Source organism: Actinomycetospora sp. CA-053990 (assembly GCF_050948445.1).
Lineage (GTDB): Bacteria > Actinomycetota > Actinomycetes > Mycobacteriales > Pseudonocardiaceae > Actinomycetospora > Actinomycetospora callitridis.
On record NZ_CP192043.1, the window covers coordinates 3,173,009 to 3,184,609 of the forward strand.

Genomic DNA, 11,601 nt, shown 5'->3' on the forward strand with positions numbered 1-11,601 from the left:
ATGGACCTCGACGACGCCCGGCAGGTGCTGCGCGAGCAGCACCGCGCCGTTCTCGCGACGCGCCGCACCGACGGCGCGCCCCAGCTCTCGCCCGTGGTCGTCGGCATCGACGACGACGGCGCGGCGACGATCAGCACGCGCGAGACCGCCCTCAAGACGAAGAACCTGCGCCGGGAGGGGCGGGCCTGGCTCTGCGTCCTGCCCGACGCCTTCTTCGGCCGGTGGGTCCAGGTGGAGGGCGACGTCGAGATCGTCGAGCTGCCCGCGGCGCTGGAGGGCCTGCGCGCCCTCTACCGGCAGGTGCAGGGCGGCGAGCACCCCGACTGGGCGGACTTCGACGAGGCCATGCAGCGCGAGCGCCGGGTCCTCCTGCGGGTGCACCTCGACCGGGCGGGCCCCGACAAGAGCGGCTGAGGTTCCGCGTCGACCCGGTCGATAGCCTGGAAGGTGACTCGCCCGACCGATCCAGGAGCACCACCGCCGATGATGCGCACGCACCCCGCCGGCACGCTGCGCGCCGAGCACGTCGGCGCCACCGTCACCCTCGCCGGATGGGTGGCCCGCCGCCGCGATCACGGCGGGGTCGTGTTCATCGACCTGCGCGACGCCTCGGGCGTGGTGCAGGTGGTGTTCCGCGCCGGCGAGGTTGCGCAGGAGTCGCACCGCCTGCGCGCCGAGTTCTGCGTGCAGATCACGGGCTCGGTCGAGCAGCGCCCGGCGGGCAGCGAGAACGCCGACCTCGCCACGGGCGACGTCGAGATCAGCGCCACGGAACTGACGGTCCTCTCGGAGTCCGCGCCGCTGCCGTTCCCGCTCGACGAGCACGCCGAGGTCGGCGAGGACGTCCGCCTGCGCTACCGCTACCTGGACCTGCGCCGCGAGGGCCCGGCGTCGGCCATCCGCCTGCGCAGCCGCGCCAACAAGATCGCGCGCGACGTGCTCTCGGACCGCGACTTCCTCGAGATCGAGACGCCGACCCTGACCCGGTCGACGCCCGAGGGCGCGCGCGACTTCCTCGTCCCGGCCCGGCTGCGGCCGGGGTCCTGGTACGCGCTCCCGCAGTCGCCGCAGCTCTTCAAGCAGCTGCTCATGGTGTCCGGGATGGAGCGCTACTTCCAGATCGCGCGCTGCTACCGCGACGAGGACTTCCGCGCCGACCGCCAGCCGGAGTTCACGCAGCTCGACATCGAGGCGAGCTTCGTCGACCAGGACGACGTCATCGCCCTCGGCGAGGCGATCGTCGGCGCGCTGTGGTCGGAGCTCGGCGGCCACGAGATCCCGACGCCGATCCCGCGGATCTCCTACGCCGAGGCCATGGCCCGCTACGGCTCGGACAAGCCCGACCTGCGCTTCGACATCGAGCTGACCGAGCTCACCGAGTTCTTCGCCGACACCACGTTCCGCGTCTTCCAGGCGCCCTACGTGGGCGCGGTGGTCATGCCCGGCGGCGCCTCCCAGGCGCGGCGCACGCTCGACGGCTGGCAGGAGTGGGCCAAGCAGCGCGGCGCGAAGGGCCTCGCCTACGTGCTGGTCGGCGAGGACGGCACCCTGAGCGGGCCCGTCGCCAAGAACATCACCGACGCCGAGCGCGAGGGCCTGGCCAAGGCCGCGGGCGCCAACCCCGGCGACTGCATCTTCTTCGGCGCCGGCACGCGGGCCGAGGGGCGCGCCCTGCTGGGCGCCACCCGCGGCGAGATCGCGCGCCGCCTCGACCTCATCCCCGAGGGCTCCTGGTCGTTCGTCTGGGTCGTCGACGCGCCCCTGTTCGAGGCCGCGGGCTCGACCGACGACGTCGCCGTCGGGTCGGGCACCTGGACGGCGGTGCACCACGCGTTCACCTCGCCCACCCCGGAGTGGATCGACTCCTTCGAGTCCGACCCCGAGAACGCGCTGGCCTACGCCTACGACCTCGTCTGCAACGGCAACGAGATCGGCGGGGGGTCCATCCGTATCCACCGGCGCGACGTGCAGGAGCGCGTGTTCGCGCTGATGGGCCTCACGCCCGAGCAGCAGGAGGAGAAGTTCGGCTTCCTGCTCGACGCCTTCGCCTACGGGCCGCCGCCGCACGGCGGGATCGCGTTCGGGTGGGACCGCATCTGCGCCCTGCTCGCCGGCGTCGACTCGATCCGTGAGGTCATCGCCTTCCCGAAGACCGGCGGCGGGTACGACCCGCTCACGGCCGCGCCGGCCCCCATCACCTCGCTGCAGCGCAAGGAGGCGGGCGTCGACGCTCCCGCGCCCGGGACGCAGACGACACCGGCGGCGCCGGTGAAACCGCAGGAGCGACCGGTCCAGTGACGGCGGGACGCAGCGCCGCGGAGCTCGACCCGACGTCGCGGTGATCCGCCTGCGGGCCCTGTGCCCGGAATCGGAGACCGGCCTCGTCGACAAGGTGCTCGACGTGCTCGCGAACGAGCCGGGCGCGGCGCACGTCGTGCGCCTGAGCGGCGTGATGGTGGATCCGCCCGGCGACGTCGTGGAGGCCGACATCGCGCGCGAGTCCGTCGACGGCGTGCTCGAGGCCCTGCGCGGGTTCGACTGCGGGCAGCGCGGGGGGATCGTGCTCGAGACCCTGGACACCGTCGTGTCCGACGCCGCCGACCGCGCCGAGGAGGCCGCGCCGGGCGAGGGCGTCGACGCGGTGGTGTGGGACGAGCTGCTCGCGCGGACGGGGCAGGGCTCCCGGCTGTCGGTGACGTTCGTGGTCATGCTGACGATCGCCTGCCTGCTCGCGGCGGTCGGCGTCGTCACCAACTCCCCGGTCACCGTCGTGGGCGCGATGGTGCTGGGTCCCGAGTTCGGCCCGCTCGCCGCCCTGGCCGTCGCCGCGGTCCGGTGGGACGGGCCGAAGGCGCGGTCCGCCGGGGTGGCGCTCGGGGCCGGCTTCGCCATCGCCGTCGCGGTCACCGCGCTCGCCGCGGCCGGGGCGGAGGCGATCGCCCTGATCCCCGAGGACGTGCTGACCAACCTCTCCGGGGTCGCGTTCATCTACCAGGTCGGACCGTTCTCGCTGGTGGTGGCGCTGCTGGCCGGCGTCGCCGGCATGGTCGCGCTGATCGCGGGCGAGAGCACCGGCGTCCTGGTCGGGGTCTTCATCTCGGTGACGACGGTGCCCGCGGCCGGGTTCGCGGCGGTGGCCGCGGTGATCGGCGACTGGGGGCGGGCGCTGAGCTCGCTGCTCCAGCTGGCCGTGAACGTCGCGGGTGTCGTGCTGGCCGGACTCGTCGTGCTCGTCCTCGTCCGGCACTCGCGGCAACGCCGCGGGCTCCCCGATTCCCTCCCGGCGGGCCGCCGGGACCGGTAGACTCCTCCGGCTGATGGCTCCCCTGACGACGGACGACGCGGATACCTCGAACGGTCGCTCCACCGGACCGGACGGAGCGGACGATCGCACCACCGAGGTGGTGCACCTGGCCGAAGAGCTCCTCACGCGGCGCCACGGCGCCACGGTCCGCCTGGCGGATCCGGAGGACCTCGGCGGCAGCACGCGGTCGCTGGTCGTGCGGGTGCGCGTCGCCGAGAACCCCTTCTCGCTGCCGCGCACGCTCGTCGTCAAGCACTTCCTCGACGAGCCGGGGGCGGGCGAGCAGAGCATCGACCGGTTCCACTACGAGGCCGCGTCGTGCCAGCTGCTGACGGCGATGCCGTCGGAGGAGCGGGCGAGCCCGATGCTCGTGGCCAACGACCCCGCCCATCGCCTTCTGGTGCTCGAGGACCTCGGGCGCTGCGCCACCCTGGCCGAGCGCCTCGAGGAGCGTGACCCGAAGGCCGCCGAGCGCGCGCTGCTCGGCTGGGCCCGGGCGCTCGGGCGCATGCAGGCGGCCACGGCGGGTCGCGAGAACGACTTCGGGGCCCTGCTGCGCCGCTTCGGCGAGCGCACCTGGCGCGACCCCTGGCCGACGACGCCCGCGCGGCGCTGGCCGAGGTGCCCGACCAGCTCGCCCAGCTGCTGCGGGTCGAGGCGGCGCCGGCCGGGGTGGCCGAGGCGCGCGACGCGGCCCGCCTGCTGGGCGGGTCCGGCCACCGGGCCTTCAGCCCGGCGGAGGTCCGGCCCGACAACTGCCTGCTCACCGGCAGTGGCGCGCGCTTCCTCGACTTCGAGTGGGGCTGCTTCCGCGACGTCGCCCTGATGGGCGCCTCGCTGCGCCTGCCGCTGCCCAGTGGCGGCCCGGCGCGCGCCCAGCCGCCGGGCATGGCCGAGGCGATGGTGGCCGCCTGGCAGGCCGAGATCACGCCGGTCTGGGGCGAGCTCGCGGACCTCGAGGTCCTGCGCGAGCGCCTGCTGCAGGCCGAGGTGCTCTGGGTGTGGCTCTCGACGCGCGCGCTGCTGCCCGCCGTCGTGGGTGTCCGGCCGTCCGGCCGGGTGGCCCGCGTGGTCGTCGCCGACCCGGGCGAGGACGCGCCCGCGGTGCTCAGCGCGCTCTGGCGGCGCCTCGGCACGGACGCCGAGCGCGCCGGGCACGTCGCCACCGCCGAGGTCGCGGCAGCCGTCGTCGGGGCCCTCGGGCGCCACGGCGGCGAGGCCGTGCTGCCGCCCTACCCGGCGTTCGCCGGAGGCCGCTAGCCGCCGGCTACGCCGCGACCAGCCGGGCGCGGTGGACGAACGCCTCCGCGGCCGGGCCCGTCCAGCTCAGCGCCCCCGCGTCGCGCAGCGACTCGGCGTCGCGGCGCCCCGCGAGCAACAGCAGGAGCCCGCCCGGATCGATCTCGACGGCGTCCGCGGCCTCCGCGGCATCCTCCGGTCGGCCCGGCACGACGGCGCCGTGGGTGACGTGCACGGCGCGGTCGTCGCCGAGGCGCACCGCCACGCGCAGCGTCGCGTCGTCGGCCCCCACCGCCGCGACCAGCAGACGCGGCAGCACCCGCAGGACGAGCCGGCACGCCTCGCGGGCGGCGGGCTCGTGGTCGCGCAGGTCGGCCGGGGCGCCGAGGGCCGCGGTCAGGTCGTGGACGTGCAGGCACATGTCGAGGCACTGGGCGCCCAGCACCGGGTCGCCGCTGGTGCGGCCGGCCAGCTGGGTCTCCGCGCGGTGACGGGCCGCCGCGACGGCCTCGCGCAATGTCTCCGGCCCGGCGTAGTGCACCCCGGTGAGGTGGATCGCGAGCTCCGCCACGTCGGCGGGCCCGACGCCGGCGCCGGGCAGCGGGCGCGCCCAGTCCTCGGCGCCCAGCGCGCGGACGTTCTCGCCGGCCACGTCCCAGAGCCCCATCAGGGCCCGTGTCGCATCGTCCATCGGTCCCAGCACCTCGCTCGCGGCCTTGCTCGGCGTCACGACCAGTGCGACCCTATGTGATACACACCACACGAGCAACGGATCCCCTGGCCCCGGGACCCACGCCAGGGGGCGGCCATGGGCGAGTGCGAACCACGGAACTTCCTGCGCCCCTGCCTGCTCCTGCTGATCCAGGAGCGCGCCGCGCACGGCTACGACCTCGTGGAGCGACTCCACGCCTCGTTGATCGACGACACCGACGCCGGTGGCGTCTACCGCACCCTGCGGTCCTTCGAGCGCGAAGGCCTCGTGCGGTCGACGTGGAGCATCCCGGCCACCGGGCCCGCGCGGCGGACCTACGCGCTGACCCCGGCCGGGTCGGACAGCCTGCGCCGCCAGATCGAGACGCTGGAGGCCACCCACCAGTTGCTGCACTCGTTCCTCGGGCGCTGCGGGCGCGCGATGGGCACGGAGGCGACGTCGTGACCTGGTTCCTGGCCTGCGAGACCGCCGGGCCACCGGTGCCACCGGCCCCGGCGCCCTGCGAGGGCCCCGTCTGCATCACCTGCTCCGACCAGGCGGTCCGCGTGACCGTGGTGGCCCTGCACCCCGACGGCACCGCCCGCGTCGACACCGGGGTCGGTGAGGAGGAGGTCTCGGTGGCCCTCGTGGACGCCGCGGTCGGTGACGTCGTGCTCGTGCACGCCGGGGAGGCGATCGCCGCGCTGGGGCCGCCGTGAGGGTGCCCGCCGTGAGGGTGCCCGCCGTGAGCGTGCCCGCCGTGAGGGTCCGGCCGTGACCGTCCCGCCGCCGGTCCGCGTCCGGGTGCACGTCGAGGGCATCGTGCAGGGCGTGGGCTTCCGGCCCTTCGTGCACGGCCTCGCCCGGGAGCTGGGCCTGGCGGGGTCGGTCGGCAACGACGCCGCCGGGGTGGTCGTCGAGGTCGAGGGCGGCGAGGCGGCGGTCCGGCAATTCGTCGTCGCCCTCCGCGAGCGGCCGCCCGCCCTGGCCGTGGTCGAGTCCGTCCGGTCGGAGGCTCTTCCGCCCACGGGAGCCCGCGGGCTCGTCATCACCGGCAGCGCGGTCACCGGCGCGCGGAGCGCCCTCGTCTCGGCGGACACCGCCACGTGCGGCGACTGCCTCGTCGAGATGCGCGACCGTGCCGACCGCCGGTACCGCTATCCGTTCGTCAACTGCACGAACTGCGGACCGCGCTACACGATCGTCCGCGACGTCCCCTACGACCGGGCGACGACGACGATGGCGGGCTTCACGATGTGCGCGCCGTGCGCCGCCGAGTACCACGACCCCGCCGACCGGCGCTTCCACGCGCAGCCGACGTGCTGCCCCGACTGCGGGCCGACGCTGGTCCTGGAGCCCGGGGGGCCGGGGGATCCGGTGCGCGAGGCCGCGGCCCGGCTGCGCGACGGGGCGGTGCTGGCCGTGAAGGGGCTCGGCGGCTACCACCTCGCGGTGCGCGCCGACGACGCCGACGCCGTGGCCCGGCTGCGCGCCGCCAAGCACCGCGAGGAGAAGCCGTTCGCGGTGATGGCGGGGTCCCTGGACGACGCCCGGTCCCTGGTGGAGGTCGGGCCGGGGGCGGCGGAGGCGCTCGGGTCACGCCGGGCGCCGATCGTCCTGCTGCCGCGCAGACCCGGGGCGGCGGTGGCGCCGGCCGTCGCGCCGGGCAACCGCGACCTCGGGGTGATGCTGCCCTACACCCCTCTGCACCACCTGCTCGCCGCCGAGCTCGGCGTGCCGTTCGTGCTGACCAGCGGGAACGCCTCGGACGAGCCGATCGCCCACGTCGACGACGACGCCCGCACACGCCTGGTGGGCCTCGCCGACGGGTTCCTCACCCACGACCGGCCGATCCACGTCCGCACCGACGACTCGGTGGTACGCCTGCACCAGGGCGCGGAGCTGCCCGTCCGCCGCGCCCGCGGGTACGCCCCCGAACCCGTGCCGCTCGCCTTCGACGTCGGGCGTCCGGTGCTGGGGTGCGGCGCCGAGGTCAAGAACGCGATCTGCCTCGCGGCCGGCCGGCGGGCCTTCCTGTCCCCGCACCTCGGGGACCTCACGAACCCGGCCGCGCTGCGCTCGTTCCACGAGGCCACCGGGCACCTCGGCCGCCTCTTCGGCATCACCCCGCTCGTGCTCGCCCACGACCTGCACCCCGATTACCTCGCCACCCGGTACGCGCTCGACCGCGCCGACGCCGAGCCCGACCTCGAGACGGTCGGCGTGCAGCACCACCACGCCCACGTGGCCGCCTGCCTCGCCGAGCACGGGGCGACGCCCGACGACCCCCCGGTGCTCGGCGTCGCCTACGACGGCACGGGGTTCGGCGAGGACGGCACCATCTGGGGCGGCGAGCTCCTGCTCGCCGGGCTCGGGGTCTACCGCCGCGTCGGGCACCTGGCCACGGTCCCGATGCCCGGCGGGGCGGCCGCCGTCCGCGAGCCCTGGCGGATGGCCGCGGCCCACCTCGGCGACGTCCGAGCCGCCGTGCGCGACCGCCACGCCGACCGCTGGGACGCCGTCGTCGCCCTGGCGCGCTCCGGCACGGCGTCGCCAGCCACGTCCAGCGTCGGGCGGCTGTTCGACGCGGTGTCGGCGCTGCTGGGCGTGCGCGACACCGTCACCTACGAGGGCCAGGCCGCGATCGAGCTCGAGCAGCACGTCGACCCCGACGAGCGCGGCACCTACCCCGTCACCGCCGGCGACGTCCTGCCCGGTGGTGAGCTGGTCGCCGCGGTCGTCGAGGACCTGGCGGCCGGCGTCGCGACGGGCCGGATCGCCGCCCGCTTCCACCACGGGCTCGCGGACGCGACGGTCGCCGCCGTGGCCAGGCTGGCCGGCGAGCACGGGGTGGGCACCGCGGCTCTCTCGGGCGGGGTCTTCGTCAACGCCGTCCTGCTCGAGCGGGTCCGCGCCGGGCTGGAGGCCGCGGGCCTGCGGGTGCTCGTGCCCACCCGGGTGCCGTGCACCGACGGCGGCATCGCCCTCGGCCAGGTCGCCGTGTGCGCTGCGCGCATGTGAGCACTTCGAGGTGCCAGAGCCCTCGAAAGTGCTCACGTGCGCGGAGCGCACCCCCGTTCAGCCGCCCTGATCCCCCGGCGGGAGGTCCGGGCTGCCCTCGGTGACCGACGGCGTGGGGTGCACGCCGCGGGCGTCCTTGCCCGTGTCCGCGGCGTAGGGCCGGTCAGTCGCGCCCTTGCGACCCGCGCGCTCCTCGGCGCGGCGGGCCACGTCCTCCGCCCGCTCGTTGATGCTCTCCCCGACGCCCAGGGGCGGCTCCGGTGCCGGGTCGGTGTCGGTCATCCCCGCGGCCTCCTCGGGCGAGACCTCCCGGCCGGGCCCCGGTTCCGGGGCGTACTCCTTCGCGCGGAACGCCTTGTGGACGCTGTCGTCCTCACTCATCTCTGCCTCCCTGGGGATGGCTCAACAGATCCGGGGGAGCGGGTCGCCGACGAGCACGTCGACGATCCGCGTGCCGCCGAAGCCCGTGCGCAGCAGCACCAGGCCCGGCGGGTCGTCGGCGACCCGCCCGATCGCCACCGCCCCGGCGCCGTCGGGCCGGTCGGTCATGGCCGCCAGCACCGCCGGGGCGCGCTCCGCGTCGACGACGACCACCATCCGGCCCTCGCACGCCACGTAGAGCGGGTCGATCCCGAGCAGCTCGGCGGCCCCGGCGACCTCGGGACGGACCGGGATCGTCGTCTCGTCGACGACGACGGCGACGTCCGAGGCGACGGCGATCTCGTTGAGGATCGTGGCGACGCCGCCCCTCGTCGCGTCGCGCAGCACCCGGACCCCCTCGCCGCCCGCGTCGAGGACCGCCGCGGCGAGCTCGTGCAGCGGCGCGGTGTCCGACGCGAGGTCGGCGTCGATGTCCAGCTCGCCGCGGGCGATGAGGATCGTGACCCCGTGGTCGCCGATCGGGCCGGACACGAGGACGACGTCGCCGGGCCGGGCGGCCGCGGCGTCGAGCACCGTCGGTCGCTCGCGCACCCCGACCCCGGCTGTGGTGACGAAGAGCCCGTCGGCCTTGCCGCGCCCGACGACCTTGGTGTCGCCGGTGACGATGCTGACGCCGGCCGCGGCCGCCGCGCGGGCCATCGACGCCACGATCCGCTCGAGGTCGGCGACGGCGAAGCCCTCCTCGAGGACGAAGCCCGCCGAGAGCCACAGCGGGCGCGCCCCGCACATCGCGAGGTCGTTCACGGTGCCGTTGACCGCGAGGTCGCCGATGTCGCCGCCGGGGAAGAACAGCGGCGAGACGACGTAGGAGTCGGTGGTGAACGCCAGGCGTGTGCCGTCGACCTCCACGGCGGCGCCGTCGCCGAGCCGCTCGAGTGCGGGGTTGCGGAACGCCTCGAGGAACACGGCGTCGATGAGCGTCGCCGTCGCCTTGCCGCCCGCCCCGTGGGCGAGGGTGATCCGCTCCTCGCGCACCCGCGGGCGACGCCGTCGCACCTTCTCGATGCGGGCGAGCACCGCCTCCTCGCTGCGGTCGGGTCCCTGCCGGGGAGCCCGGTCGAGGGCGTCCTGGGCCCACCCGGCGCTGATGTCGCTGCTCACCGGCCCACCACCACCGGGTCGGGCAGGGAGGTCGCCCCCCGGGTCCGCGAGCGGCTGAACCGCCCGTAGTTGTAGTACGCCGCGCAGGCGCCCTCGGAGCTGACCATGCACGTGCCGATCGGCGTCTCCGGGGTGCAGGCCGTCCCGAACACCCCGCACTCCCACGGCTCCAGCGCGCCCTGAAGCACGTCGCCGCACTGGCAGGCCTTCGGGTCGGCGACGCGGCGGCCGGGGATGGTGAACAGCCGCTCCGCGTCGAACGCGGCGTAGGCCTCGCGCAGCTGCAGCGCCGACTCCGGGATCCAGCCCAGACCCCGCCACTCGAAGGTGTCGCGTAGCTCCATGACCTCGTCGACCACCTCGAGCGCGCGGCGGTTGCCGTCCCACGGCACGACGCGCCCGTACTGGTTCTCGACCTCGCAGCGGCCCTCGGCGAGCTGGACCATCAGCTGGTGGATCGACTGCAGGATGTCCAGCGGCTCGAACCCCGCGACCACCAACGGCTTGCCGCGCTCGGAGGCGATGAACCGGTAGGGCTCGCAGCCGATGATCGTCGAGACGTGGCCGGGCCCGATGAAGCCGTCGAGGCGCAGGTCGGGGGAGTCGAGGATCGCGGTCATCGGCGGGATGACGACGACGTGGTTGCAGAACACCGAGAAGTTCTCGAGGCCCTCGCGCGCCGCCCGCAGGATCGTCATCGCCGTCGACGGGGTGGTCGTCTCGAAGCCGATGGCCATGAACACCACGCGGCGCTCCGGGTTCGCCCGCGCGATCTTGAGGGCGTCGAGCGGGGAGTAGACCATCCGGATGTCGGCGCCCTCGGCCTTCGCGTCGAAGAAGGAGCCGTCGCTGCCGGGGACCCGCATCATGTCGCCGAACGCCGTCATGATCACGTCGGGATCGCGGGCGATGGCGATCGCGTCGTCCACCCGCCCCATCGGCAGCACGCACACCGGGCAGCCGGGCCCGTGCACGAGCCGGATCGACTCGGGGAGGTGGTCCTCGAGGCCGTGCTTGTAGATCGTGTGCGTGTGCCCGCCACACACCTCCATGAAGGCGTAGCGCTTGCCCGGCTCGGCCAGCGCGGCGATGCGGGTGCCGATCGCGCGGGCGGTGTCGCCGTCGCGGAACTCGTCGACGTACTTCACAGTCCCTCCCTCCCGGTCGAGGAGGCCACGAACTCCTCGAGCTCCTGGTCGTAGGCCGGGCCCATGCTGTGCAGCATCTCCAGGGCGGCGGCCGCCTCGGCCTCGTCGATCTTGGCCAGCGCGAAGCCGACGTGGATGAGGATCCAGTCGCCGACCACGAGCTCCTCGTCCTCGATCAGCAGCCCGACGTTGACCTTCCGTCGGACCCCGGCGACGGAGACCGTCGCGAGATCGGTGTCGTCGTCGGCGAGCTCGACGAGCTCACCGGGGATGCCGAGGCACATCAGCCCACCTCCTGCTCCGCGCGGACCGGGGCGTCCCGGTCCGCGAGCGTGATCGATTCGAGGATGAGGTCGTCGCCGTGGACGAGCTCGAGGTCGTGGCCCCCGCAGCCGGGGCACGTCGTGATCAGCTCGGGGCCGGTCGCGGTCGCGGCGCACCCGTGGCAGCGGACCTCGACGGCGATCTCGACGACGTCGACCGTCGCGTCCTGCGCGACGCCCCCGTCGGCGATCATCGCGAAGGCCTGGTCGAACACCGAGCGGTCGAGCCGCTGCAGCGCGCCGACGTGCAGCCGCAGCGCGCGGACGCGCCGCCCGGCGGCCCGGGCGTCGACGGCCTCGAGCACCGCGGCGGCCACCCCGAACTCGTGCACG

Annotated in this window: 14 protein-coding genes; 8 read left to right on the forward strand and 6 right to left on the reverse strand. The window is 75.2% G+C overall.

The features are described 5' to 3' along the window. From ACQPYN_RS16370 to ACQPYN_RS16390, 5 genes are all read left to right on the forward strand, one after another. Positions 1 to 414, forward strand: a complete 414-nt coding sequence (locus ACQPYN_RS16370; protein ID WP_433024755.1) for a PPOX class F420-dependent oxidoreductase — start codon at positions 1 to 3, stop codon at positions 412 to 414. A gap of 69 nt (positions 415 to 483) precedes the next feature. Next, entirely contained in the window at positions 484 to 2,298 is a 1,815-nt protein-coding gene (gene aspS / locus ACQPYN_RS16375; RefSeq protein WP_433024758.1) for an aspartate--tRNA ligase, read from the forward strand. A gap of 40 nt (positions 2,299 to 2,338) precedes the next feature. Continuing rightward, positions 2,339 to 3,304, forward strand: coding sequence for a DUF389 domain-containing protein (locus ACQPYN_RS16380; protein ID WP_433024761.1), 966 nt, complete (start codon positions 2,339 to 2,341; stop codon positions 3,302 to 3,304). 13 nt (positions 3,305 to 3,317) lie between these two features. Then, entirely contained in the window at positions 3,318 to 4,130 is an 813-nt protein-coding gene (locus ACQPYN_RS16385; RefSeq protein WP_433024764.1) for a hypothetical protein, read from the forward strand. Continuing rightward, the gene (locus ACQPYN_RS16390) at positions 4,130 to 4,564 is read left to right on the forward strand and encodes a hypothetical protein (protein WP_433024766.1); all 435 of its coding nucleotides are present in this window, start codon (positions 4,130 to 4,132) and stop codon (positions 4,562 to 4,564) included. Before ACQPYN_RS16385 ends, ACQPYN_RS16390 begins: the two co-directional genes overlap by 1 nt. A gap of 7 nt (positions 4,565 to 4,571) precedes the next feature. Here the strand turns inward: ACQPYN_RS16390 and ACQPYN_RS16395 are convergent, their stop codons facing one another. Further along, positions 4,572 to 5,234: a hypothetical protein gene (locus ACQPYN_RS16395; RefSeq protein ID WP_433024769.1), complete on the reverse strand. Its 663-nt coding sequence runs from the start codon at positions 5,232 to 5,234 to the stop codon at positions 4,572 to 4,574. A gap of 117 nt (positions 5,235 to 5,351) precedes the next feature. On the opposite strand from ACQPYN_RS16395, the gene ACQPYN_RS16400 reads away from it, so the two are divergent. The 3 genes from ACQPYN_RS16400 (at position 5,352) to hypF (ending at position 8,255) form a co-directional block, all read left to right on the forward strand. Further along, on the forward strand, positions 5,352 to 5,699 hold the full coding sequence (locus tag ACQPYN_RS16400) for a helix-turn-helix transcriptional regulator (protein ID WP_433024772.1): 348 nt from the start codon (positions 5,352 to 5,354) through the stop codon (positions 5,697 to 5,699). A gap of 74 nt (positions 5,700 to 5,773) precedes the next feature. After that, positions 5,774 to 5,953, forward strand: a complete 180-nt coding sequence (locus ACQPYN_RS16405) for a HypC/HybG/HupF family hydrogenase formation chaperone (protein ID WP_433038911.1) — start codon at positions 5,774 to 5,776, stop codon at positions 5,951 to 5,953. Positions 5,954 to 6,008: 55 nt separating this feature from the next. Then, complete coding sequence (gene hypF / locus ACQPYN_RS16410; protein ID WP_433024775.1) at positions 6,009 to 8,255, forward strand: carbamoyltransferase HypF; 2,247 nt, start codon at positions 6,009 to 6,011, stop codon at positions 8,253 to 8,255. A 57-nt stretch (positions 8,256 to 8,312) separates the two neighbouring features. On the opposite strand, the gene ACQPYN_RS16415 is transcribed toward hypF, so the two are convergent. The 5 genes from ACQPYN_RS16415 to ACQPYN_RS16435 all read right to left on the reverse strand — a co-directional run bounded on the left by ACQPYN_RS16415 (position 8,313) and on the right by ACQPYN_RS16435 (position 11,600). Next, a complete protein-coding gene (locus ACQPYN_RS16415; protein WP_433024778.1) occupies positions 8,313 to 8,636 on the reverse strand; it encodes a hypothetical protein in 324 nt (107 codons plus the stop codon). Positions 8,637 to 8,657: 21 nt separating this feature from the next. Next, positions 8,658 to 9,713 (reverse strand): hydrogenase expression/formation protein HypE, encoded by a 1,056-nt coding sequence (hypE, locus tag ACQPYN_RS16420; protein WP_433038913.1) that lies wholly within the window; start codon positions 9,711 to 9,713, stop codon positions 8,658 to 8,660. A gap of 80 nt (positions 9,714 to 9,793) precedes the next feature. After that, positions 9,794 to 10,945 (reverse strand): hydrogenase formation protein HypD, encoded by a 1,152-nt coding sequence (hypD, locus tag ACQPYN_RS16425; RefSeq protein ID WP_433024781.1) that lies wholly within the window; start codon positions 10,943 to 10,945, stop codon positions 9,794 to 9,796. Beyond that, positions 10,942 to 11,229, reverse strand: coding sequence for a HypC/HybG/HupF family hydrogenase formation chaperone (locus tag ACQPYN_RS16430; RefSeq protein WP_433024784.1), 288 nt, complete (start codon positions 11,227 to 11,229; stop codon positions 10,942 to 10,944). Before ACQPYN_RS16430 ends, hypD begins: the two co-directional genes overlap by 4 nt. Then, complete coding sequence (locus ACQPYN_RS16435; RefSeq protein ID WP_433024785.1) at positions 11,229 to 11,600, reverse strand: hydrogenase maturation nickel metallochaperone HypA; 372 nt, start codon at positions 11,598 to 11,600, stop codon at positions 11,229 to 11,231. The genes ACQPYN_RS16430 and ACQPYN_RS16435 overlap by 1 nt, the downstream gene beginning before the upstream one ends. Between the last annotated feature and the right edge of the window lies 1 nt (position 11,601).

Bases quoted from the DNA above. Each gene is read 5' to 3' on its own strand.
- ACQPYN_RS16370 (WP_433024755.1), top strand. From the start codon at position 1: ATGGACCTCGACGACGCCCGGCAGGTGCTGCGCGAGCAGCACCGCGCC.
- aspS (WP_433024758.1), top strand. From the start codon at position 484: ATGATGCGCACGCACCCCGCCGGCACGCTGCGCGCCGAGCACGTCGGC.
- ACQPYN_RS16385 (WP_433024764.1), top strand. From the start codon at position 3,318: ATGGCTCCCCTGACGACGGACGACGCGGATACCTCGAACGGTCGCTCC.
- ACQPYN_RS16390 (WP_433024766.1), top strand. From the start codon at position 4,130: ATGGGCGCCTCGCTGCGCCTGCCGCTGCCCAGTGGCGGCCCGGCGCGC.
- ACQPYN_RS16395 (WP_433024769.1), bottom strand. From the start codon at position 5,234: ATGGACGATGCGACACGGGCCCTGATGGGGCTCTGGGACGTGGCCGGC.
- ACQPYN_RS16400 (WP_433024772.1), top strand. From the start codon at position 5,352: ATGGGCGAGTGCGAACCACGGAACTTCCTGCGCCCCTGCCTGCTCCTG.
- ACQPYN_RS16415 (WP_433024778.1), bottom strand. From the start codon at position 8,636: ATGAGTGAGGACGACAGCGTCCACAAGGCGTTCCGCGCGAAGGAGTAC.
- ACQPYN_RS16430 (WP_433024784.1), bottom strand. From the start codon at position 11,229: ATGTGCCTCGGCATCCCCGGTGAGCTCGTCGAGCTCGCCGACGACGAC.